We start from the raw sequence: 21,462 nt of genomic DNA on the forward strand, positions 1-21,462 counted from the left end.
TGTGAGTGCTAGAAAGTTTTGTTGCTTATCTTGACTAAAGCTAGTCAATGAGTACAGACAGTCTAGTATTGACGAGTTGACTCCCAGCCTTCGATCAAACTATAGATAAGAGTAGAGTAAAGGCGATCGCATAGGACTTTACTTACAACCATTGAAATCAAAATTTTTTTATTAAGCCACAGGAGATTCTTACCGATGCGAATGTTTAAAATAACGGCTTGCGTTCCCAGTCAAACACGGATTCGCACCCAAAGAGAATTACAAAATACTTATTTTACTAAGTTAGTTCCTTATGAAAATTGGTTCCGCGAACAGCAGCGCATTATGAAAATGGGCGGCAAAATTATGAAAGTTGAACTAGCAACTGGTAAGCCTGGTATGAATACTGGCTTAGCCTAATTACTTTAATTAAAGTAGATTTGCGTTTGAGGAGGTGTTACAGCCTCCTTTTTTTGTTGTATTGGATGTAAAATTTAAAACTATCAAATTACACTTGCGCTATAGAGCAACCAGTGTCAAACTCCTAATGTCGTGAAGTCCTTTGATTTATTGTGGAATTACGCCAATTAATCCCCTTATTTGATACTTCTGTTTCCCGGTGGGCTACTTTGGCGCGGTTATTGCGCTGGCTAACTTTACTTTGGGTATTTATCGGCTTAGTCATCTTGTTTTCCGCCTCTTATCCTGTGGGCGAAGCAGAATTTGGGGATGGGTGGTACTACTTTAAGCGGCAAATTATCTCAATAATTATTGGCTTAGTGGTATTCAATTGGGTGATACATTCACCGTTGCGGCGAATTTTAGGCATGGCGCACTGGTTTGTATTTCTGTTTTTAGCACTGATTTTTGTAACTTTAATTCCAGGAGTAGGAACAAATACTAATGGTGCAGCGCGTTGGATAGCTTTGGGTTCATTTCAGTTGCAGCCTTCAGAATTAATTAAGCCGTTTTTAGTGCTGCAAAGCGCGCGCTTATTTGGGCAATGGCATAAATTAAAGTGGCAATCCCGGCTGATTTGGCTAAGTATTTTTGCTTTGGTGCTAGGGGGAATTTTAGCCCAGCCAAACTTGAGTACAACCGCTTTGTGTGGGATGGCTTTGTGGCTAATAGCACTGGCGGGGGGATTGCCTTATACTTATTTGACTATGACGGCTATAGGGGGCGTACTGCTGGCTTTTGGTAGTATTAGCAGGCACGACTACCAAAAACGACGGGTACTGTCATTTCTCAATCCTTGGGAAGATGCGTTGAACAATGGTTATCAATTGGTACAAAGCTTGCTGGCTATTGGGTCTGGCGGTAGTTGGGGGATGGGATACGGGCTATCTCAGCAAAAATTATTTTATCTACCAATTCAGTATACAGATTTTATTTTTGCAGTATTTGCCGAAGAATTTGGTTTTGTTGGCTGTACGTTGTTTTTACTATTGTTGGTAGTTTATGGGGCGATCGCTTTATTCGTAGCATTTAAAACTACAAATCCGGTGCATCGCTTGGTAGCTATTGGCGCAATGATTTTTTTGGTAGGACAATCATTGTTAAATATTGGCGTAGCTGCGGGTGCTTTACCTACTACGGGTTTACCTTTACCTTTGGTTAGCTATGGTGGTAATTCAATTATTGCGAGTTTGCTGATAGCTGGGTTGTTAATTCGCGTCGCTAGAGAAAGCAGTGAGGGACAAGTTGTGTCTTTACCGCAGCGTAGTTCTGTAAAGGGGCGATCGCGTTTTTAGATTAATGGCAGCTATAAGTTTTGGATAACTAAGTTAAAATTGAGCAGTAATCAGCATTTCATGCTCGAAAAGAATGCAAACTTATATATACGAACTAGAACACTTTGCTAATAATCTAGTTACGAGCCAACTAACTCATCTAAATTTGACGAGTATTGTAATTATTTTTACAGCCGGATTGCTTACGAGCTTAACCCCATGTATGCTGTCGATGCTGCCAATCACAATTGGTTATATTGGCGGCTATGAAACAAAAAACCGCTTGCAAGCTGCGATCGCATCTACTTGGTTTGCTTTAGGTCTTGCCACTACTTTAGCAGCCCTAGGCATAGTTGCTGCCTTTGTGGGTAAGGTTTACGGGCAAGTAGGAATAGGTTTACCAATTATTGTTAGCATTATTGCTATTTTAATGGGGCTAAATTTATTAGAAGCATTGCCCTTACAATTGCCGTCTTTTGGGGGAATGAACTGGATTTCTAAAGATTTCCCTCCATCCGTACGTTCTTATTTAATCGGCTTAACTTTTGGGGTAGTGGCTTCTCCTTGCAGTACGCCAGTGCTGGCAACTTTACTCGCTTGGATTGCTAGTACCCATGACTTAGTTTTAGGTGCAGGTTTGCTGCTTGCTTATACGGTGGGTTACGTTACGCCGTTAATTTTGGCAGGAACTTTTACCGCCGCCATTAAAAGTTTACTAGAGTTGCGGCGGTGGTCAGGATGGATTACCCCCGTAAGCGGGGCTATTATGGTAGGTTTTGGTGTATTTTCCTTGTTATTTCGGCTTCCTGTAGGAATATTTTAAATGACTTTAGATAATATACCTGAAGCCCAACCTTCTATTTGGTCGGCTCCGCAAAGATTCATAAAAAAAGAACTATTACCTGTACTTACAGATTTACGGTTGGCGATTTTGCTGCTACTTGCGATCGCGCTTTTTAGTATTAGCGGTACAGTAATTGAGCAAGGGCAACCTGTCGCCTTTTACCAAGCCAATTATCCCGAAGATCCAGCTTTATTTGGTTTTCTTAGCTGGAAAGTGCTTCTAGCGGCGGGTTTTGACCATGTTTATCGTACTTGGTGGTATTTAGCCTTACTAATACTATTTGGCATTAGCTTAACGGCTTGTACTTTTACAAGACAATTGCCAGCATTAAAAGCTTCACGCACATGGAAGTTTTACGATAAACCCCGCCAGTTTGAAAAATTGGCTCTAAGTGCCGAACTCGATACAGGAACCCTATCAGATTTAACTCAACAACTCCAAAGCCGCCGCTACTTAGTATTTGCTGGAGAAAATAATAATTTATATGCCCGTAAAGGCATTGCTGGACGCATTGGGCCGATTGTCGTGCATATTGGCATCGTTGCCATTTTATTAGGTGGTATTGGGGGCGCAATGACAGGCTTCATCGCTCAAGAGTTGGTTCCTAGCGGGGAGAGTTTTGCTGTTAAAAATATAGTAGATGCTGGGCCCTGGGCAGCGCCCCAAATTCCTCAAGATTGGTCTTTGCGAGTCAATCGTTTTTGGATTGATTACACGCCTAATGGCGGCATTGATCAGTTTTACTCTGACTTATCAGTTTTAGACAAGCAAGGGCAAGAAGTTAAGCGAAAAACAATCTTTGTTAACGAACCCTTGCGTTACAAAGGCGTAACTTTGTACCAAACCGATTGGGGAGTTTCTAGCATTCGCATCCGTGTGAACAAAAGCCCGGTTTTGCAATTACCAATGGCTAAACTAAATACCAACGGGCAAGGGCGGATTTGGGCAACTTGGATTCCGACAAAAACAGATATGAGTGAAGGCGTTTCTTTACTAACTAGAGATTTACAAGGAATGCTACTACTTTACGATGTCAAAGGGCAGTTGATATCTACCTTACGCCCTGGAATGTCGACTCAAGTTAACGGCGTAACTCTGTATATTGACGAGCTAGTTGGCAGTACGGGATTGCAAATTAAAGCTGACCCCAGCATACCAGTTGTTTATACTGGCTTCGTGCTATTAATGCTAGGTGTGGTGATGAGCTATGTTTCTCACTCGCAAATTTGGGCTTTGCAGCAAGATGGACATTTTTATGTAGGTGGCAAAACTAATCGGGCGCAGGTAGGTTTTGAGCAAGAAATACTCGATATTTTGGCTCAACTTACTGCCCAAAAGCAGGTTGAAGACTCAACGATTAAGTCAGAACTTGCGGCTAAATCTTAAAAGCCTCAATGGCAATGATTTTGCGTAATTTTAAAACCAATGTAGAGACGTTGCAATGCAACGTCTCTATTCATATAGTTAACCAGTAATCCGCCTAAATTAAGTTAAAAGCTCGTACTTGCCACCACGTTCTAGCGCGCGCTGGTAAGCTGGACGAGTGTGGATGCGTTCGAGAAAGGCTTTAAGCTTTGGACGACTTGCATCTAAGCCTGCTTGGGCTTCTACTGCCTCTACAGGAAAACTCATTTGGATATCGGCGGCGGTAAATTCTTCGCCCACAAACCATTCGTTTTTACTAAGTTCGCTTTCTAAATAATCAAAGTGAAGTTTAATTTGGGGTGTAACAAATTGGCCAGCTACGGAGCTATCCCCTAATCCAAAATTATCAAGCAGGAGTTTCATGACTAATAAAGGCATTGCCGAGCCTTCAGAATAATGCAACCAGTAATCGTATCGCAATTTCTCTGGTGTGCCTAATGGGGGTGCAAGCTTACCCTCGCCATAACGCTCTACCAAGTAATCAGTAATTGCTCCCGACTCTGCTAAAGTTTGCCCCTCGTCGGTAATAACAGGAGATTTGCCCAAAGGATGCACTTCTTTAAGGGCTGCTGGAGCCAGCATGGTGTTTGAGTCTCGCTCGTAACGCTTAACCTCATAATCAAGCCCAAGTTCCTCTAATAGCCAGAGAATGCGCTGAGAACGAGAGTTGTTTAAATGGTGTACGACGATCATATAGTGATTTTTAGATTGTATATTTGGTAAAGAAATGCGATTGCTGTTTATTAGCTAATTACAACTGCCCTGGGGTTGACTTCCAAAATTAGGCGATCGCCATAATGTATTTGAGGAATCAACGAACTTACTATTACTTCTACAATTGCCGGAGCTTGAAAGTGTCCAATTTTTGTCTCAGGATGAGGATAGTAAACTAATCCCAAGTAGGTAATCTCTTGAAAGATAACTCTACATGGTGAAAAGGAAAAGTCCTCAGAGGGGTATTCCTGATGCCACTGAATGTTTTTAAATGTATATTCCGGCTGCTTGATAGTGAAACTTCTAGGACTAATCGATATATTTAATGTGCCAGGGAAAAAAGCGCTCAGGTCAAGCCCCAATTTTTGAAAAAAAGGGGTCTGCATTTCTATAGTCCCTCTAGGATAAGGGCTATTTTTTGCCATCCCTGACGCTACTTGATGCCCTCGGGCGATAATTCCCGCCACAGCCTGCCATTTTTGCATAGTCTAGGCGCACCGCCAGTATTTTTAATTTGCCTTTTGATGCCTAACTTCAATTACTGTATGGACGTTACCGCGTGGAGAATAATCGCCTTTAATATAGACTTCCAATGGATCGCAAGCGACTACAAAGTCATCTAAAATTTGGTTAATTGATTCTTCGTGAGAAATATAGCGATCGCGGTAACTATTGATATACAGTTTAATTGCCTTTAATTCCACAACTAAGCGATCAGGAACGTAAGTAATGTAGATAGTTGCAAAGTCAGGGTAGCCAGAAAACGGACACTTACAGGTAAATTCTGGTAAGGTAACGTGAATATCGTACCTGCGCCCTATACGTGGATTGGGAAAGGTAATTAGTTCGCCTTTAGCAATCTCGCGTTCGCCATACTTCATTTCTACTGTAGTAGGCTGTTTGTTTTCTGCACTTTGTTGCCCAGCTAAAGAGTCATTAGTCATCGGCTTAATTGCTACTCTGCCAATCTGGACAATTATTATCTTCCCAGCCGTAAGGGTGCATTCCACATACTAACAAGTTACCGTTGTAAACTTGTCCATGATATTGAGAGCAACCTTTGCAAGCAGGATGCCTAGTGTCTGTAGGTTCCACTAAATGAGGAAAAGGCTGTTCCAAATCGTTCATCACGTCTTCAAGGTCGCTGTAAACATCAAAGAGTGGTTCTGCCCAATCTTGCAAATACAAATCGAACTCTATCTCAATTGTATTTTGCAGTTGTGAGGCAATTGTTTCTGATACTTCAAAAAATGAGTCTACTACTTCTGTAACTCCGACAAAGAAATGCTCTACTTCATCGGTGACATCTTCAAGAATTTCTAAAAAGTCTTTTTGCCAGTTTTCCATCCGCTTTTAAGCGTTTTAAGCTATTAAAAGTTTTACTTGCGGCGATCACCCTATTCTATGTATAGCGAATGCTTACAAGTTAAGGTTTTAAATTCAATTTACTTTACTTATCGCGCTTGAGATTTTTTAGTTCTTCTTGCAATCCCATAACTTGTTGACGGAGATTGTCTACATCTTGAACTTTCTCTGGAGTCGTGGCGCTTTCGTCTTCCGAGATAATTTCTATTCGGCGCGGTTCGGTGGGGGTGCTAGTTGGTTCAGCGTTAGGCGTTTGGGCAGCTTGTTGAGCTTTCTGCATCATATCTTCAACAAACTTTTTAGCTTCTTCGGTGTTCATTTCACCACGAGAAACCATTTCATCCGCTAATTTTTGGGCTTGCGCTCTAATTCCCCCAGCTTTTTCGCCAGCGTAGGAAGCTAGACCAACGCCGAGATAAAAAGCTTTTTGTACAATATCTCCAAAACCAGGCATGGCGGTTTTTGCTCTCTTGAAAACTAGGGAACCCGGAGACCACGCCTACCACAAGCATCCCGTATTGCTGCTACCTTCCGGTTCTGACAAGATTTGGGCGTTGCGATCGCATGGATCCAGGTCTAAATTTAATATAGCATTTTTAGCGCCACTAGCAATTTTTGTTGTCTATTTCCTTTAATTTGGGCGCTGAACGATTTTTTCCCATAACCGCCGCCTAGTTATTGATTCAATCCCAAACAAACGCACGTAATCATCCTCATGTTCTGTTAGGCAAGATTCTAAAGCAATAATTGCCTCTGATTCTCCCACCACTACAGAACCGTAATTTTGCCACGAGTTCATCTTAAATCGGCGTTTATCGACAAATTCAATCCCAATATTATGACCTTGGGCTAAATCTGTCCGCATCCGTTCGAGGGTTTCTAAGCCGATGCGGGTTGAAAGAACATCGTTATGACGGCTAGGATCAACATGAGTATTATAGTTAGCGGGTTTGATTGGGTAGGTAAATCGATTCGGATTAAAAGTTGAATCCGATGTAGGGGTTTCGGAATAGTTGCTAATATTAGTACGCTCGGGTGTAATCGATGGTTTGGATTCTGGGCGATCGCTCTTTATTGAGGGGGGAAAACTTCTATCTTGGAGAACTTGATTGTATTCTCTAACCAAGCCAGAGTTTTCTACTCTTTGCTGTTCTTGTACCATCAAGTTGCCGTATTCCATCAAGCGCGGTAGTTGGAAATTGGGTTTAGCAAAAGTAGGTGCGCCTTCAGTGCTATTAACTACGCGCAAAGATACCTTTTCAAAACCCGTACTGTGAATAAATGAGCGAATTTGCTCGTCATAAATGCGCGATCGCAAAGCACTAAAAAAGTCTATAGGCTGGTTGATATAAGTATCAACAAGTTTTTCAATATCGCTTTTTGGCAATCCATCAGGTGCAAATATCCCGCTCACAATCCCCACTTTGTCATCGCGGTTAGGTTCCCAGAAGAACTTTTCCATTCTTCCATCCCGAATCAATGGGGCGTACAAAGTCGAAAAATCATTTCCCGTGACAATAATTGGGATGCGTTGGAGAGGCGTAGAATCGTAAGAACCTGGCAACTGTACGTCGGTAGGATTATCGGCAATATTCATCAATGTGCCATTGACTAACTGCGTATTGACGGTATATTGAGTACCACGATCGAATCTTCCCGCCCCCGCGTCCAAGTCATTAATCATCAACACGCACATTTTGCCGCGTACTTTGCTCAATTCGGAGGCTTCACGGTAGCGCAAACGCACCAATCGTCCCGGATCTCCCGCATCAGGACTTTCTAGTTCTCCGGCGGACATATAAATCGCTTCAATGCCCATGCGTTCAAATACTAATTCGCATTGAAAGGATTTGCCTTCGCCTTTGCGTCCATGAATGCCCAAAATGAGCGGTACGCGCACGCCCGGTAACTCCAAAAAGTTCTTAGTAATGTGAACCGCAAGTTTATCTAGAAAATTAGGAGAAATGTAATAGCTCATAACTGTGGTTGAATAATGCTGCTAATTTATTTTTACTTTTTACACAGTAAATAAGAGAGGCAGACAAGTCCACCTCTCCTAGGGTATGAAACAATAACTTAAACTATCGCTTCAGGTTTATTTGAAACACAAAACGTTGCGCTCTAGCGAGGCTTGTGAACGATAAAGCTAAGAATTTGGCACTGCTTGATGTTGTCAAAACCAACTACGCGGATGTAGCAGTTGGAATAATCAGAACGACAAGCGCGAACTTCACTCAACACTTCTTCAGGGCTTCTAGCGTTGAACAAAGGCAACTTCCACATTGTCCAATACAATTCTGTTGGATCGGAAGTTTCGTTAAATTCAATGGCGGGGAAATAACCCTGAGTCAAAATGTACTGAATCTGCCTAGTAATCTGAGCGTCAGATAAAGGGGGCAAATAAGACAGGGTTTCAAAGCGACGCTCTTTTGGTAGAGTTTGCATGATTTAAAAATGTGGGGATAGTGGGACAAATCGTTTTCCCCTTCTTTGCCAAGAAGGAGATTGTTTCTTGAGATAACACTAACTAGCAAGGGTAAATTAAAGGCGATCGCCGCCTGTAAAAGTCTTAACTAGATTGGCTATCCGGTTGAGATTCGGTAACAGTAGGAGTTTGCGTCAGGCTGGAGCTTGATACATTTAATTGCGTGAGCCGCTCTAGCTGCTGACGGCGATGTTCCATATTGGCTTCGGCTATCCCTGTGCAAATCATCTCTGGCAAAAAGTCCGTTACTTCTTGCGCTAAGTGTTCTCTCACAGTCAATATTCGCAAGGCTAAAGCTTGTTTTTCTTGAAACAACGCTTGAATGTATGCTTCTCCATCTTGGATTTTTTCTCTTGAGGAGAAGTGATGCAACCAAAACCCCAAAGGCGGATCGGTTTCATTCAATTGAGCTAGTACCACTCTTACTGCTTGATAAGTCAAATAGCTTTGTAGTGTTTTAGCTGTATCTTTCGCAATTTGTTTGAGATCCATACTAGCGCCCCAGCCCTAAATGTAGTGATGTATGAGCTATTAAGTTAAGTTAACTCAAAACTAACTAGCTCATACTTCGACCTACTTACTTATTAAACTGTATCCATTGCCTCGAACTCGAACTTGATTTCTTTCCATAGTTCGGCAGCAACAGCAAGTTCAGGCGACCACTTACAAGCTTCGCGGATAATATCATTACCTTCACGAGCTAGGCTGCGTCCTTCGTTACGAGCTTGAACGCAAGCTTCTAAAGCTACGCGGTTAGCAGTAGCACCAGGCGCGTTACCCCAAGGGTGTCCGAGGGTTCCACCACCAAACTGCAATACGGAGTCATCGCCGAAGATTTCTAGTAAGGCGGGCATATGCCAAATGTGGATACCACCAGAAGCAACAGCCATTACACCAGGCATTGAAGCCCAGTCTTGAGTGAAGTAAATACCGCGAGATTTGTCTTGCTCAACGTAGTTTTCACGCAACAAGTCAACAAATCCCATCGTGATGCCGCGTTCGCCTTCTAGCTTACCAACAACAGTTCCGGTGTGGATGTGATCTCCACCAGACATTCTGAGGGTTTTTGCCAAAACGCGGAAGTGGATGCCGTGATTTTTTTGACGGTCAATAACGGCGTGCATAGCACGGTGAATGTGTAGCAAGATACCGTTCTTACGACACCAATGAGCCAAGGTTGTGTTGGCTGTAAAACCCGCCGTCAGGTAGTCGTGCATGACGATGGGCATTTTGAGTTCTTTGGCGTACTCAGCCCGTTCTAGCATCTGTTCGCAGGTGGGGGCGGTAACGTTTAGGTAGTGACCTTTGATTTCCCCGGTTTCTGCTTGAGCTTTGTGGATAGCTTCTGCTACAAACAAAAAGCGATCGCGCCATCTTTGGAATGGTGCAGAGTTGATGTTTTCGTCGTCTTTGGTGAAGTCCAAACCACCACGCAAACACTCATAAACTGCCCGTCCGTAGTTTTTGGCAGATAAGCCCAATTTCGGCTTGATCGTGCATCCTAATAAGGGGCGACCGTACTTGTTGAGTTTATCGCGCTCTACTTGGATACCATGAGGAGGTCCTTGGAAAGTTTTGAGGTAAGCAACAGGGATGCGGAGGTCTTCAAGGCGCAAAGCCCGTAATGCTTTGAAACCAAATACGTTACCTACAATTGAGGTCAACATATTTGTTACAGAACCTTCTTCAAACAAGTCTAAAGGATAGGCAACGTAACAGATATACTGATTGTCTTCGCCAGCAACGGGTTCGATGTCATAACAACGACCTTTGTAGCGATCGAGGTCAGTAAGCAAGTCTGTCCATACCGTTGTCCAAGTACCTGTAGAAGATTCGGCTGCTACTGCTGCTCCTGCTTCTTCTGGGGGTACTCCAGGCTGGGGAGTCATGCGAAACGCCGCCAAAATATCTGTATCTTTAGGCGTGTAATCAGGAGTGTAATAAGTAAGTCTGTAATCTTTTACACCAGCTTGATAGCCAGTTTTTGTCTGAGTTTTTGTTTGGGAGTAAGACATATTTTTCTTCTAAAGAAGTCGATCACTGGTACTTGCTCGCTTTACAAGCTGCTTCATAATATATCAAGAATTTGATAAGTTAAAATTTTAATTTACTCAACGTAACCATAAGAATATTTTATATTTATTGCTTATTGTGAAAATATACGGTAATAGTACAGATACCTATTGCCAAAAATGCCAAGTTGCGATTATAAGAAATTAATCGGAGACAGGAGCAGCTTTTGCTTCTAGTCAATAAATTTTGTTAAGATTAATGCGACTAAAGTGCGATCGCCTTTCCTCTCTTGGAGATTTTTAATGCTGCGACTAGAACATATCAGTAAGATTTACCCTACAGGCGAAGTTCTCAAAGATGTAAACTGGGAAGTCAAACCAGGCGATCGCACGGGGCTAGTTGGCGTTAACGGTGCAGGGAAATCTACCCAACTCAAAATCATTGCTGGAGAAATAGAACCTACTAGCGGCGAAATTGTCCGTCCTGCAAGTTTGCACATAGCTTATTTAACCCAAGAATTTGAAGTAGATCCAACACGGACAGTAAAAGAAGAATTTTGGCAAGCCTTCGATGAAGCAAACCAAGTACACCAAGCTTTATCAGACGTACATCGGGCGATGGAAAGCGCCAACCCCGAACAGTTAGACAAGTTGATCGATAAAATGGATCGCTTGCAAAGGAAATTTGAAGCTTTAGATGGGTACAATTTAGAGGCGCAAATCGAGAAAATACTGCCAGAAATGGGCTTTGATGCTACAGATGGCGATCGCCTAGTTAGTGCTTTTAGTGGCGGCTGGCAAATGCGGATGAGTTTGGGCAAAATTTTACTGCAAAAGCCCGACTTATTATTACTAGACGAGCCGACAAACCACTTAGACTTAGAGACAATTGAGTGGTTAGAAATATATCTCAAAAAGTTACTGACCCCAATGGTAATTGTGTCTCACGACCGAGAATTTTTAGATCGTCTTTGCACCCAAGTTGTTGAAACAGAAAGAGGAGTTTCCGCTACTTATTTGGGCAATTATTCAGCTTACTTGCAACAAAAACATGAGGCTCAAGAAGCTCAATTAAGCGCCTACGAACGCCAGCAGAAAGAATTAGAGAAACAACAAGCCTTTGTAGATAGATTCCGAGCTAGTGCGACTCGTAGCACCCAAGCAAAAAGCCGTGAGAAACAACTAGATAAAGTTGAAAGAGTTGAAGCGCCTACGGGGGGGATGAGGACTTTACATTTCCGTTTTCCGCCTTCGCCGCGCAGTGGTAGAGAAATAGCCTCAATTGAGGAACTTACCCATACTTATGATGACAAAGTATTATTTTTAGGCGCAAACTTATTAATAGAAAGAGGCGATCGCATAGCTTTTTTAGGACCTAATGGTGCGGGTAAATCTACTTTGCTCCGGTTAATAATGGGCTTAGAACCTCCTACTGAAGGCATAGTAAAAACAGGCGATCACAATGTTATACCTGGTTACTTTGAACAAAATCAAGCAGAAGCACTAAATCTGGCAAAATCGGTAATGGAAACCATCCATGACGAAGTACCTGATTGGACTAACGAAGAAGTTAGAGCAATTTTAGGGAGATTTTTATTTAGTGGTGACACTGTATATAAACAAGTAGGGGCTTTAAGTGGTGGAGAAAAAGCCCGTTTAGCTTTGGCAAAAATGTTGCTGCGCCCAGCTAACTTCTTAATTTTAGATGAGCCAACTAATCACCTAGACATTCCAGCTAAAGAAATGCTTGAAGAAGCAATCCAAAACTATGATGGTACGGTAGTAATAGTTTCTCATGATCGCTACTTTATTTCTCAGGTGGCAAACAAAATAGTAGAGATCCGTGATGGCGAATTTCGCATCTATCGCGGGGATTATCATTACTATTTAGATAAAATTGCTGAAGAAAAAGAGCAAGCAATGGTAGAAAAAGCCGCCGCCGAAAAAGCGGCAAAAAAAGCTGCTAAAACCTCGTCGAAGCGTAAATAAATTTAGAGATTTTTAAAATTTTTGAGCAAGCAAAAAGAGATAAGAACTAAAAATCTAATAAAACATCAAAAAAAACCAAGTAAATTTGGTTACATTAGTTGCCAGCAATGGTATTATTGCGGTGAGTTCAAACTATTAAATAGAGGGCAATAGGCTTATGACCCAAGCACCTGTCGCTCCCGTGGTGCTAGTCATTCTAGACGGGTGGGGCTACCGCGAGGAAAAGGATGGCAATGCGATCGCCAACGCAAAAATTCCTGTCATGGATAGCCTCTGGGCTGCCTATCCTCACACTTTAATTAAGACCTCTGGTAAGGCTGTAGGCTTGCCAGAAGGACAAATGGGTAACTCTGAAGTGGGACATCTAAATATTGGCGCTGGGCGTGTAGTACCCCAAGAATTGGTGCGGATCTCAGACGCGGTGGAAGATGGAACGCTGTTGCAAAATCCGGCGTTAGTCAAAATTTGTACAGAAGTACGCGATCGCCAGAGCAAACTGCACTTAATCGGACTAACTTCCGAAGGCGGCGTACATTCTCATTTGAGCCATTTGTTAGGATTGCTTGACTTAGCTAAGGCTCAAGGAATTAGTAATGTTTGCATTCACGCCATTACAGACGGACGAGATACAAGTCCAAACGAAGGGATAGAGGCTATTGAGAAAGTTCAAAAACACATTGATAGTATAGGTGTAGGGCAGATTGTCACGGTTAGCGGTCGTTATTACGCAATGGATCGCGATCGCCGTTGGGATAGAGTCCAAAAAGCCTACGATGTGATGACGAGAAATGGAGAAATCGGCGGTTCGGCATTAGATATAATCCAGTCATCCTATGCCCAAAACATCACCGATGAATTTATTATGCCCACGCGGGTAGCCCCTGGAGCGATTGAATCAGGAGATGGGGTAATATTTTTCAACTTCCGCCCTGATCGCTCAAGACAATTAACTCAAGCATTGGTAAATAAAGAATTTAACGGTTTTGATCGCCAGCAAATTAAGCCTTTATCGTTTGTTACATTCACACAGTACGAGCCAGATTTGCCCGTAAAAGTTGCCTTTGAACCGCAAAACTTGAACAATATCCTAGGGGAAGTAATCGCCCAACATGGTTTAAAGCAGTTTCGCACCGCAGAAACAGAAAAGTATGCCCATGTAACTTACTTTTTTAATGGTGGCTTAGAGGAGCCATTAGAGGGGGAAGATCGAGAATTGGTCATGAGTCCAATGGTAGCTACTTACGATCGCGCTCCGGCCATGTCAGCCGAGGCAGTAACCGATATCGCCACCACCGCGATTAAAAAACGCATCTATTCTTTAGTTGTGATCAACTACGCCAACCCAGATATGGTAGGGCATACAGGACAAATACCCGCCACAATTCAGGCATTAGAAACGGTGGATCGCTGTTTGGGAAGATTGCTTGAAAGTATCAGCAAAGTGGGCGGAACAGCGATCGTTACTGCCGATCACGGTAATGCCGAGACTATGATTGATGACGAAGGGAACCCGTGGACGGCTCATACTACCAACCCTGTACCTTTAATCTTGATTGAAGGTGAACAAGCAAAAATACCCGGCTATGGCGCAGAAGTAGAACTAAGAAATGATGGAGCGCTAGGTGATATTGCTCCCACGATTTTACAAATTTTACAGCTACCACAACCCGTAGAAATGACTGGGCGTTCTTTGTTAGAGCCATCTCAGTATCAATTGTCAGCAATTCGGACTCCGGTAGAACTAAGTTTGTAGTTGAGTGTGCCGAGCGCAATTAGGTTAAAATTTGAAATGCTGGCAGCTAGTAGTAAAGGTTGCCAGAAAAAACTGTTGGTTTAGGAACTTGTTAAATGACGTTATATAAAATAGTAGAAGCAATCTGGTCAATCTCTGCGGTAGGTTTAACGATTTTGGTATTGCTTCATAGTCCTAAAGGTGATGGAATTGGCGCGATTGGCGGACAAGCTCAATTGTTTAGCAGTACCAAGAGTGCCGAAAGTACCTTAAATAGAATTACTTGGACGCTAACAGTGATTTTTTTGGGATTGTCTTTAGTTTTAAGTGCAAACTGGATTCCTAGATAGTTGATGCCGTTGAGAAATGCGAAGCCCGTAACCGGGCGCGCTTGCGTTATCGCACGGGTACAACCTTGGCAACACTTAAAGCGATCGCAATTAGTAATTTGGGTAGCTATTGTTACAGGGTTATTGATAGTTCTAACTTCTACGGAGTTTAGTGCGGCAAAACCTGTTAATTTTTTAGCTGCAACTAAAAGCCATCCGTTACCAATTAGCTTAAATCAGTGGCAAGATTTAACAGATAGCGGTGACTACTTTGATCGAGTAAAGTTAACGGAAGTTGGCTATTTAATTTGGTCGCAGTTTCCTATCAAAGTTTATATAGATGACACTCAAGTTGAAACGTGGTTGCAGGTAAAAGCCGCCGTCAAAGAGTGGAATAGTTATTTACCCTTGCAAGTAGTTGAAAAGCCAGATATCGCTGATGTTAGGATATCGTTTAAGACTCCGCCTCTAGGAACGAAAGTATTACGGGCGCGATCAGCTTTAACTCAGTATGAATTATATATTAAGCTCTTTTCTAACTCTGCTTCAGTTTTAGCTCACCGTTGCACAATTATATTAAGTCCCAATCAGCCCAGCAAATACATTAAAGCTGCCGCTTTGCATGAATTAGGTCATGCTTTAGGAATTTGGGGGCATAGTTTAGTTGCTAGCGATGCTTTATATTTTTCCCAAGTATCAAATCCGCCGCGTATTTCCCCTAGAGATATCAATACTCTCAAACAAATTTATCAACAGCCAACCCTTTTAGGGTGGAAGGTAGAAAGCAAATAAAACTATTATGACAATTGTGCCAATTAAAGGCTAAAACTTTTATATTCCTACCCTTACTCGCCGTTGCTGTAAAACTTGAGTGTACAACTGCTCTAAACACGTAATGTTGTAGTTGAGAGTATAGCGCTCTAACACTCTTTGTCGGGCTTTTTTGCCTAGCATTGGTGCGATTTCAGGGTGATCTTGAAATAATGGTAACAATGTTTGCAACTGCGATCCGACGCGGCGAGTATTTAATAAAACCCCCACTTCTTCTAATACTTCCCCATCAGCGCCGACATCGGTTGCCAAACAAGCAATCCCACAAGCCATTGCTTCTAATAAGGACAAGGATAACCCTTCTACTAAAGAAGGCAAGATAAATACATCTGCGCCTCTAAGAATTTCAATTCGCCGCTTTTCGTCGGCTACAAATCCTAACCAAATAATGCCATGTTCGGAGCCGTAAAAAGGCTTTAGAGAAGGTGTTAAAGGGCCATCCCCTACAATCAATAGTTTACTCTCTGGCTTCATTTCGGCTTGCTTCCAAGCTCTTAAAAGTGCCTCTACGTTCTTTTCTGCGGCTAGTCTTCCTTGATAGACAAATAAGGTTTGAGCATTAAACTCCGCTTTAATTGCCGAAGCACCAGGAGAATATCTTTGCACATCTACGCCGTTAGGAATTACCGCTACATTGTTTGCAGGTACGCCCAAACGTGCTAAAACTTCTCGCTGTACTTGGGAAAAAACAATCGTGCGATCGTAGTTAACTAAAAACGGCGCGTAGAGTTGGTAGGCTAAAAGTTGGGTTCCCGATTTAAACTTTGCTCCTTTACCTGCAAAGGGTGTATGAAAAGTAGAAACTAGCGGTAAATTTAGTTCGGCGCAGATTTCTGGTAAAAGAAAATCCAAGGGCGATAAAGTTAGCGAAGCATGAACCAAATCCGGCTTTAGCTGACGCAGAAAGTCGCTTAAAACTTTACTCGATTTAAAAGAGGGAATTGTATAAACCTGAGATTTGTAGAGAAACGGTAACGAAAATTCCGCGCAGTCAGAATCGGTATCCCTAATAGCGTCTTCTTGGGCAAAATGAAGAAAACTTACTTGGTGTCCTCGGTCTAAAAGAGCATTAGTAATTTCTCTACCGTAAGTGACATTGCCACAAAAAGGGGTTTTTTTTCCAAGCCAAGCAATATGCATTCTTTAAGCACTTTGAGTTTAAAAACTTTAGCGATCGCACGTAAGATCGCCAAATTTCAGTTATTTACAAGCATTCAATAGAAATTATCTATCTAAATGTGGTAAATTTTCTGCTTCTGTACGGCAAATATACCAGGTTAAGATGCCTCCTGCGATCGCAATTGCTGCCAAAATTGAAAAAACTGCTTGCAATCCAATCATTGTCTCGGCTACTCCAGCTAAAGCTAGAGGTAAACTCAGAGCAATATTTACTACATTATTTTGCAACCCAAAGACTTTACCCCGCATTTGAGGCGGAGTTTCTTGTTGAATGGTTGTTTGCATGGGAATAGACACCAACGACGAAAACACCCCTAACAGGGTGAGTGCCGTTAAAATAATCCACAGTTCTTTAGTAAATATAGATAAAGTAATTAAGCAAATCGCCATCCCAGTAGAGCCGTACAAACTCAATCGGACATGAGAAAAACTCTGCCCGTATTGCCCCAAAAGAGTAGCTCCGGCGGCAACTCCTACGCCCCCTGCTGCTAGTAAAAAGCCAAATTGGGATGATTTTAAGCCGGGGATAATTTCCGCCATTCTCACCGCTAAAACTGCTAAGGCGGCAAAAATTGAGAATAAAATTACAAGTTGAATTAAAGCATTACGAATGCGTTTATTTTCGCCTAAATAGCGGAAACCGTCGCGTAAATCTTCAAAAACGTGGTTTTGTTCCTGTTCGGGTTTCGGCTCTTTTTCACCAGTTTTTAGCAGTAATAACAGTATTCCGGCGATCGCATAACTACCACCTACGACTAATTCTTTGCCAATTCCCACTCCTACCCCGATTTGATTTGTAATAGTATCGGCAAAAGCAAGTAACGGTTCCCCCACTGCAAACCCGACAATTACCAAAGCCATCATGGTTGTGGTGTATAAAGAATTAGCCGATAATAAATGCTTTTCTTCTACAACTAAGGGAATTGCCGCTTGTTCGGCGGGAGCAAAAAACTGTGTCAAGGTAGAAATTAAAAACGATAGCAGGAGTAAAATTCCAAAGCCTACAGGCAATCCGGCAATTGCTTTCCAGTCTTGAGTTATCCACAGCAATACTGGAATCGATAATACTAAAATGCCACGCAAGATATTTGTTGATACTAAAACAGTTTTTTTCGACCAGCGATCAACAAATACCCCAGCTACAGAACCAAATAGCACGGCGGGGATAGTAAATGCCATCATAATCGCCGATACCCAGCCGCTAATACTTTGATCGCTGGCTTGAAAGCGGCTAGAAATAATTGCAATCATCAGCACTAAATAAACTTTATCGGCTAATTGCGAAAAAACCTGACCACTCCACAGGGTTAAAAAGTTACGATTTTTTAAAACGGGGAGAAAACCAGGCTCTTGCTCGGCGAATGATTGCGGCGCAATGTAGGATGAGCTATTATCCATCGGCGGGTCTATTGCCTCTGCACCTTTATTTAGGTTTAACTGTTCAACTGTAAGCTTTTTGTCGTCTGACACGCGATTATTTTTTTGCTCAAAAGTGGAGTTAGATGAGGGCATTTTTTGAGATTTTTTATTAAATGTCTTTGACTGGGACTTTTTAGATTTAAAAGATGAATCGGTAATAGATTTATGATTAGAGGAAATTATTTTTGTATTTGAATCGGGCTTTTGAGTCATACTTTTGGGACGCAAATAGGAGCAAAATAACTATCAATTAAGGCAGCCGAACGAATTGGGCGATCAAAATTGTACTCAACGTATTGACGTAAAATCTTTTCAATCGATAGCCAGCTAGGATTAGATTGTTCTACTTGACTTAGCTCGGTATCTGCTAATTGCTGCATTAAAGAGAGTTCGTGACTACTAAAACGAGCATTTAATTGTGGTAGTGCTGGATTTGTGCGGTAATGTGTCTCCGTTTCTTTTACCAAGCTAGTTGTTACTGGCTTGGCGCGGGGGGAAATTGCAGCTAGGTTTTGCGATCGCAAGCTTTCCCAAGCATCTATACTAATTATCCCTCCAGCAGCTATACTAAACCCCACTTGCTCGGTTGTGCGAAGGCTAGAGTCAGGAATAATAGTTTCATGGGTCAATTGGCATTGTTGAACTTGCGGGGTAATTCCAGCGATCGTGAGCAAGTGAAAAACTGCTTGACACAAATAAGCCAAAACCAAAAACTCGCCATTGCTAGGCAATTGCTCTAGTCTTTTCAAATGTTCGTTAAATAGGCAAAACAATTCTACTTGAGGTTGTTCGCTCAAAGCTTGACACAATACCATTTCTGCTAGGTATTGACACGCGGCTAACTTGCCCAAATCGCGGCTAAGACGAGGGTAAGTTGTAATCGTTTCAGCTTGAGTAATTTTATCAAGCGATCGCCCTTTAGCAATCAATAACTCGTTCACTACAAACAAACTGCTTCTACCGCCTAAGCTAGAATTTTGCTTACGCGCCCCTGGTGCTATGGCTCGAATCAAACCATATTCTTGCGTCAAAACTGTAACCAGGCGATCGGCTTCACCTAGCGGCATACTTTTAAGATTAATTCCAGTTGCTTTATAAGTTCGACTCATTAGTTAGCTAATAGCAGTGGGTGGAGGCTAATTTTTTTGTTAAGTAAACGATTTTAAACTTAGTCTTTCTCCACAGTATCGCGTTGACGTAGTAAATCGACACCGCGAGATGTACCTAAGCGAGTTGCACCAGCTACTACTAAATCCAAAGCTTGCTCAATTTTGATAATCCCCCCCGACGCTTTAATTCCTACGCGCTCTTTTGCTAGTTCGTAAAGCGACGTTACATCGGCTACCGTTGCTCCGCCATTCCAGCCTGTACTTGTTTTCAAAAATGTTACGCCTGCATCCATACATAGTTCCGCAGCAATGCGCTTTTCTGCATCCGTCAGTAGGTTAGTTTCTAATATTGCCTTAACTGTGACTCCAGTTTCTTCACATATTTGGGCAATTTCTCGGTGTACTTCTTCAGTTTTGCCCATTCTGAGCCAGCCTAAATTGATTACTACATCAAGTTCTGTTGCCCCATTTTCTACCGCTTCTCGCGCTTCGTAGAGCTTGGTAGCGGAGGTATTTGCACCGCTAGGAAAGCCGATAACCGTACATACTTTAGGATTCTTCCTTTGGAGTAATTCGACGGCTAAACGCACATAACAGGGATATATGCAAACCGCCGCAAACTGATATCTATCCGCTTCTTGACACAGTTTTTCTATTTGCTCTGGTGTTGCCAAGGGGTTTAGCAGGGTGTGATCGATTAAAGGAGCAATATCAATATCTGGATAATCTGCCGCCATTAGGTCGCCTCACACGTTTATCTTATTAAGTTTTATCAGAAAACTTTACATAAATTACATCTTAACTTATCAGAGTAAAGATTCAGATACATTAAAATTGATTTTTATTGTTATAAGCGATAGTTTTAATAAGCTGTCAAAATACAAAAAACAATATTTTTATGAATAATTTAAGCATACTACGTTGTCAAAAATTACAATTGCTGACTTACCATCAGTTCATTTATTAGATAAAAATAGATTACCTAACTGTGCAGCTATATATTTTGTAACTGACAGTAATGGACAAATTATTTATATTGGCAGAACAGTAAACTTAGTTGCTAGATGGAAAGATCATCATCGATTTAATCAGTTAAAAAGGTTTAATCGCAAGAATCTTCTTAGTATTAGCTGGTTGAATTGTAGTAACGATCTTAGTACGCTCTCAAAGCTGGAAAATGAGTTTATAAACTTATATAAGCCGCCGCTAAATTGGTCAAAAGTAGTACAACCTATAAGAAAAATTACTCCTGTTGAGACAGCGCTGCAACAAAGTCTCCAGCAATTAGCAAAGTTGAATACTGTAATTTTTGGATTTGATTCCATAGCGGAAGAAAAGCCGACTATATATTTGAATTATCCCGTTTACGGTAAACGAGGACTGTCAGGGAGTGTAAGAGTTGCGTTACGCAACATTAACAAAAAAGCTAGTTCGTTGAAATGGAAAGAGTATCATACAGAACCTAAATCTTTTGGCAAATTCGGATTCTGGGAAACTGAATACAATGGTATAAAAATAGATTTGAGTCCCAGTGAAGGCTTAGTTAATATAATGCAAGACGCAACTCGTAAAACTATTGCAGGAGTAACGTTCATGGCTCTTAGTGTCTTGCAGCTAGAGACAATTATAGAAAGTGTACCAGAGATTAAAGAAGACTCTCCAGGATTAGAAGCTGTAGAGGAAGATCCTATACCAATGAAGTTTATTGATAAACTTCCGGCTAGTAATGGGAATAATAAGAGCGTTGTTGAAGTTGAACCCTGGGAAGAATTAGAACCTATGCCTGAAGGTGAAGTTAGAGAAATGAATCGCCAGTTTTTGGATGTAGACGGCGTAGAAGTAGAAGTATGTACTAACGAAAATGGGAAGCACTTTGTTAGACATAACGTTTACTGGTGGATATCACAAAATCAGAAAGATCCAGAGCGTAACAACTTAGTAACAAACTTCAAAAGATTCGTAGATACATTGCCTACTATTAGATGGTCTGGTTATAGATTTAGGCTTGAAACCATTGTATTTAATGAGGATGATGTAGAAGTAGAGAGTATACTGCTACCACTAACGATGTTTGAAGACCTAATGAAAAATGCCAAGTCACATTTTGCTGGCAAGCTTTTACAAGAGATGGAAAGTGGTGAATACAAGTCAAAACCGGAAGATGGAGCAAGGATAAAACTATGTGCGTGGTTACAGCATAATTCATTATCATCACTGCTCCAAACCAACAAAGTCTAAACAAACTATACAGCCTTGTAACTTATCTACGATTTATAAGGCTGTGTAACATAATTAACATTAGCTAAGATATATAGCT

At 41.7% G+C, this 21,462-nt stretch carries 22 protein-coding genes and 1 other RNA gene; 9 read left to right on the plus strand and 14 right to left on the minus strand.

Features of this window, described 5'->3' with window-relative positions; genetic code table 11:
* The first annotated feature begins 195 nt into the window (after positions 1-195).
* From C7B70_RS12760 to C7B70_RS12775, 4 genes are all read left to right on the plus strand, one after another.
* Positions 196-399 carry a phycobilisome linker polypeptide gene (locus C7B70_RS12760; RefSeq protein ID WP_009634167.1) on the plus strand — a complete coding sequence of 68 codons (204 nt, stop codon included), beginning with the start codon at positions 196-198 and terminating at the stop codon, positions 397-399.
* Positions 400-551: 152 nt separating this feature from the next.
* Positions 552-1,733, plus strand: a complete 1,182-nt coding sequence (locus C7B70_RS12765; protein WP_106369417.1) for an FtsW/RodA/SpoVE family cell cycle protein — start codon at positions 552-554, stop codon at positions 1,731-1,733.
* A gap of 73 nt (positions 1,734-1,806) precedes the next feature.
* A complete protein-coding gene (locus C7B70_RS12770; RefSeq protein WP_106369418.1) occupies positions 1,807-2,535 on the plus strand; it encodes a cytochrome c biogenesis protein CcdA in 729 nt (242 codons plus the stop codon).
* On the plus strand, positions 2,536-3,942 hold the full coding sequence (locus C7B70_RS12775; protein WP_106369419.1) for a cytochrome c biogenesis protein: 1,407 nt from the start codon (positions 2,536-2,538) through the stop codon (positions 3,940-3,942). It abuts the gene before it with no gap.
* Positions 3,943-4,041: 99 nt separating this feature from the next.
* Here the strand turns inward: C7B70_RS12775 and C7B70_RS12780 are convergent, their stop codons facing one another.
* The 10 genes from C7B70_RS12780 to C7B70_RS12825 all read right to left on the minus strand — a co-directional run bounded on the left by C7B70_RS12780 (position 4,042) and on the right by C7B70_RS12825 (position 10,560).
* Positions 4,042-4,674, minus strand: coding sequence for a glutathione S-transferase family protein (locus C7B70_RS12780; RefSeq protein WP_106369420.1), 633 nt, complete (start codon positions 4,672-4,674; stop codon positions 4,042-4,044).
* 50 nt (positions 4,675-4,724) lie between these two features.
* A complete protein-coding gene (locus tag C7B70_RS12785) occupies positions 4,725-5,180 on the minus strand; it encodes a hypothetical protein (protein ID WP_106369421.1) in 456 nt (151 codons plus the stop codon).
* Positions 5,181-5,204: 24 nt separating this feature from the next.
* Positions 5,205-5,576 (minus strand): preQ(1) synthase, encoded by a 372-nt coding sequence (gene queF / locus C7B70_RS12790; RefSeq protein WP_199192240.1) that lies wholly within the window; start codon positions 5,574-5,576, stop codon positions 5,205-5,207.
* Positions 5,577-5,643: 67 nt separating this feature from the next.
* Positions 5,644-6,042 (minus strand): hypothetical protein, encoded by a 399-nt coding sequence (locus C7B70_RS12795; RefSeq protein ID WP_106369423.1) that lies wholly within the window; start codon positions 6,040-6,042, stop codon positions 5,644-5,646.
* A 103-nt stretch (positions 6,043-6,145) separates the two neighbouring features.
* Positions 6,146-6,514 (minus strand): phasin family protein, encoded by a 369-nt coding sequence (locus C7B70_RS12800; protein WP_106369424.1) that lies wholly within the window; start codon positions 6,512-6,514, stop codon positions 6,146-6,148.
* A 26-nt stretch (positions 6,515-6,540) separates the two neighbouring features.
* Positions 6,541-6,637, minus strand: an RNA gene (ffs, locus tag C7B70_RS12805) — signal recognition particle sRNA small type.
* Between the two features lie 54 nt (positions 6,638-6,691).
* Entirely contained in the window at positions 6,692-8,038 is a 1,347-nt protein-coding gene (locus C7B70_RS12810) for an AAA family ATPase (protein ID WP_106369425.1), read from the minus strand.
* 143 nt (positions 8,039-8,181) lie between these two features.
* Positions 8,182-8,505 (minus strand): ribulose bisphosphate carboxylase small subunit, encoded by a 324-nt coding sequence (locus C7B70_RS12815; protein ID WP_106369426.1) that lies wholly within the window; start codon positions 8,503-8,505, stop codon positions 8,182-8,184.
* A gap of 124 nt (positions 8,506-8,629) precedes the next feature.
* Positions 8,630-9,037, minus strand: a complete 408-nt coding sequence (locus C7B70_RS12820) for a chaperonin family protein RbcX (RefSeq protein ID WP_106369427.1) — start codon at positions 9,035-9,037, stop codon at positions 8,630-8,632.
* 92 nt (positions 9,038-9,129) lie between these two features.
* The gene (locus tag C7B70_RS12825; protein WP_106369428.1) at positions 9,130-10,560 is read right to left on the minus strand and encodes a form I ribulose bisphosphate carboxylase large subunit; all 1,431 of its coding nucleotides are present in this window, start codon (positions 10,558-10,560) and stop codon (positions 9,130-9,132) included.
* 300 nt (positions 10,561-10,860) lie between these two features.
* Here C7B70_RS12825 and C7B70_RS12830 point away from each other — a divergent pair, with 300 nt between their 5' ends.
* The 4 genes from C7B70_RS12830 to C7B70_RS12845 all read left to right on the plus strand — a co-directional run bounded on the left by C7B70_RS12830 (position 10,861) and on the right by C7B70_RS12845 (position 15,399).
* Positions 10,861-12,546, plus strand: coding sequence for an ABC-F family ATP-binding cassette domain-containing protein (locus tag C7B70_RS12830; RefSeq protein WP_106369429.1), 1,686 nt, complete (start codon positions 10,861-10,863; stop codon positions 12,544-12,546).
* 157 nt (positions 12,547-12,703) lie between these two features.
* A complete protein-coding gene (gene gpmI, locus C7B70_RS12835) occupies positions 12,704-14,299 on the plus strand; it encodes a 2,3-bisphosphoglycerate-independent phosphoglycerate mutase (protein WP_106369430.1) in 1,596 nt (531 codons plus the stop codon).
* A gap of 95 nt (positions 14,300-14,394) precedes the next feature.
* Positions 14,395-14,628 carry a preprotein translocase subunit SecG gene (secG, locus tag C7B70_RS12840; RefSeq protein ID WP_009634152.1) on the plus strand — a complete coding sequence of 78 codons (234 nt, stop codon included), beginning with the start codon at positions 14,395-14,397 and terminating at the stop codon, positions 14,626-14,628.
* A 3-nt stretch (positions 14,629-14,631) separates the two neighbouring features.
* Positions 14,632-15,399: a peptidase gene (locus C7B70_RS12845; RefSeq protein WP_106369431.1), complete on the plus strand. Its 768-nt coding sequence runs from the start codon at positions 14,632-14,634 to the stop codon at positions 15,397-15,399.
* 39 nt (positions 15,400-15,438) lie between these two features.
* On the opposite strand, the gene C7B70_RS12850 is transcribed toward C7B70_RS12845, so the two are convergent.
* From C7B70_RS12850 to deoC, 4 genes are all read right to left on the minus strand, one after another.
* Positions 15,439-16,578: a glycosyltransferase family 4 protein gene (locus C7B70_RS12850; protein ID WP_106369432.1), complete on the minus strand. Its 1,140-nt coding sequence runs from the start codon at positions 16,576-16,578 to the stop codon at positions 15,439-15,441.
* Positions 16,579-16,662: 84 nt separating this feature from the next.
* A complete protein-coding gene (locus C7B70_RS12855; protein WP_199192241.1) occupies positions 16,663-18,015 on the minus strand; it encodes an MFS transporter in 1,353 nt (450 codons plus the stop codon).
* Between the two features lie 230 nt (positions 18,016-18,245).
* A complete protein-coding gene (recO, locus tag C7B70_RS12860) occupies positions 18,246-19,145 on the minus strand; it encodes a DNA repair protein RecO (protein WP_106369434.1) in 900 nt (299 codons plus the stop codon).
* Between the two features lie 59 nt (positions 19,146-19,204).
* Complete coding sequence (deoC, locus tag C7B70_RS12865) at positions 19,205-19,882, minus strand: deoxyribose-phosphate aldolase (RefSeq protein ID WP_106369435.1); 678 nt, start codon at positions 19,880-19,882, stop codon at positions 19,205-19,207.
* 184 nt (positions 19,883-20,066) lie between these two features.
* Here deoC and C7B70_RS12870 point away from each other — a divergent pair, with 184 nt between their 5' ends.
* Complete coding sequence (locus C7B70_RS12870) at positions 20,067-21,383, plus strand: GIY-YIG nuclease family protein (RefSeq protein WP_106369436.1); 1,317 nt, start codon at positions 20,067-20,069, stop codon at positions 21,381-21,383.
* The last annotated feature ends 79 nt before the right edge of the window (positions 21,384-21,462 follow it).

This window comes from Chlorogloea sp. CCALA 695, assembly GCF_003003885.1.
Taxonomy (GTDB): domain Bacteria; phylum Cyanobacteriota; class Cyanobacteriia; order Cyanobacteriales; family Chroococcidiopsidaceae; genus Aliterella.

Bases quoted from the DNA above. Each gene is read 5' to 3' on its own strand.
- C7B70_RS12845 (WP_106369431.1), top strand. From the start codon at position 14,632: ATGCCGTTGAGAAATGCGAAGCCCGTAACCGGGCGCGCTTGCGTTATC.
- secG (WP_009634152.1), top strand. From the start codon at position 14,395: ATGACGTTATATAAAATAGTAGAAGCAATCTGGTCAATCTCTGCGGTA.
- C7B70_RS12800 (WP_106369424.1), bottom strand. From the start codon at position 6,514: ATGCCTGGTTTTGGAGATATTGTACAAAAAGCTTTTTATCTCGGCGTT.
- gpmI (WP_106369430.1), top strand. From the start codon at position 12,704: ATGACCCAAGCACCTGTCGCTCCCGTGGTGCTAGTCATTCTAGACGGG.
- C7B70_RS12850 (WP_106369432.1), bottom strand. From the start codon at position 16,578: ATGCATATTGCTTGGCTTGGAAAAAAAACCCCTTTTTGTGGCAATGTC.
- C7B70_RS12820 (WP_106369427.1), bottom strand. From the start codon at position 9,037: ATGGATCTCAAACAAATTGCGAAAGATACAGCTAAAACACTACAAAGC.
- C7B70_RS12775 (WP_106369419.1), top strand. From the start codon at position 2,536: ATGACTTTAGATAATATACCTGAAGCCCAACCTTCTATTTGGTCGGCT.
- C7B70_RS12810 (WP_106369425.1), bottom strand. From the start codon at position 8,038: ATGAGCTATTACATTTCTCCTAATTTTCTAGATAAACTTGCGGTTCAC.
- recO (WP_106369434.1), bottom strand. From the start codon at position 19,145: ATGAGTCGAACTTATAAAGCAACTGGAATTAATCTTAAAAGTATGCCG.
- C7B70_RS12795 (WP_106369423.1), bottom strand. From the start codon at position 6,042: ATGGAAAACTGGCAAAAAGACTTTTTAGAAATTCTTGAAGATGTCACC.
- C7B70_RS12830 (WP_106369429.1), top strand. From the start codon at position 10,861: ATGCTGCGACTAGAACATATCAGTAAGATTTACCCTACAGGCGAAGTT.
- C7B70_RS12785 (WP_106369421.1), bottom strand. From the start codon at position 5,180: ATGCAAAAATGGCAGGCTGTGGCGGGAATTATCGCCCGAGGGCATCAA.
- C7B70_RS12855 (WP_199192241.1), bottom strand. From the start codon at position 18,015: ATGGATAATAGCTCATCCTACATTGCGCCGCAATCATTCGCCGAGCAA.
- queF (WP_199192240.1), bottom strand. From the start codon at position 5,576: ATGAAGTATGGCGAACGCGAGATTGCTAAAGGCGAACTAATTACCTTT.
- C7B70_RS12780 (WP_106369420.1), bottom strand. From the start codon at position 4,674: ATGATCGTCGTACACCATTTAAACAACTCTCGTTCTCAGCGCATTCTC.
- C7B70_RS12825 (WP_106369428.1), bottom strand. From the start codon at position 10,560: ATGTCTTACTCCCAAACAAAAACTCAGACAAAAACTGGCTATCAAGCT.
- deoC (WP_106369435.1), bottom strand. From the start codon at position 19,882: ATGGCGGCAGATTATCCAGATATTGATATTGCTCCTTTAATCGATCAC.
- C7B70_RS12815 (WP_106369426.1), bottom strand. From the start codon at position 8,505: ATGCAAACTCTACCAAAAGAGCGTCGCTTTGAAACCCTGTCTTATTTG.
- C7B70_RS12770 (WP_106369418.1), top strand. From the start codon at position 1,807: ATGCAAACTTATATATACGAACTAGAACACTTTGCTAATAATCTAGTT.
- C7B70_RS12760 (WP_009634167.1), top strand. From the start codon at position 196: ATGCGAATGTTTAAAATAACGGCTTGCGTTCCCAGTCAAACACGGATT.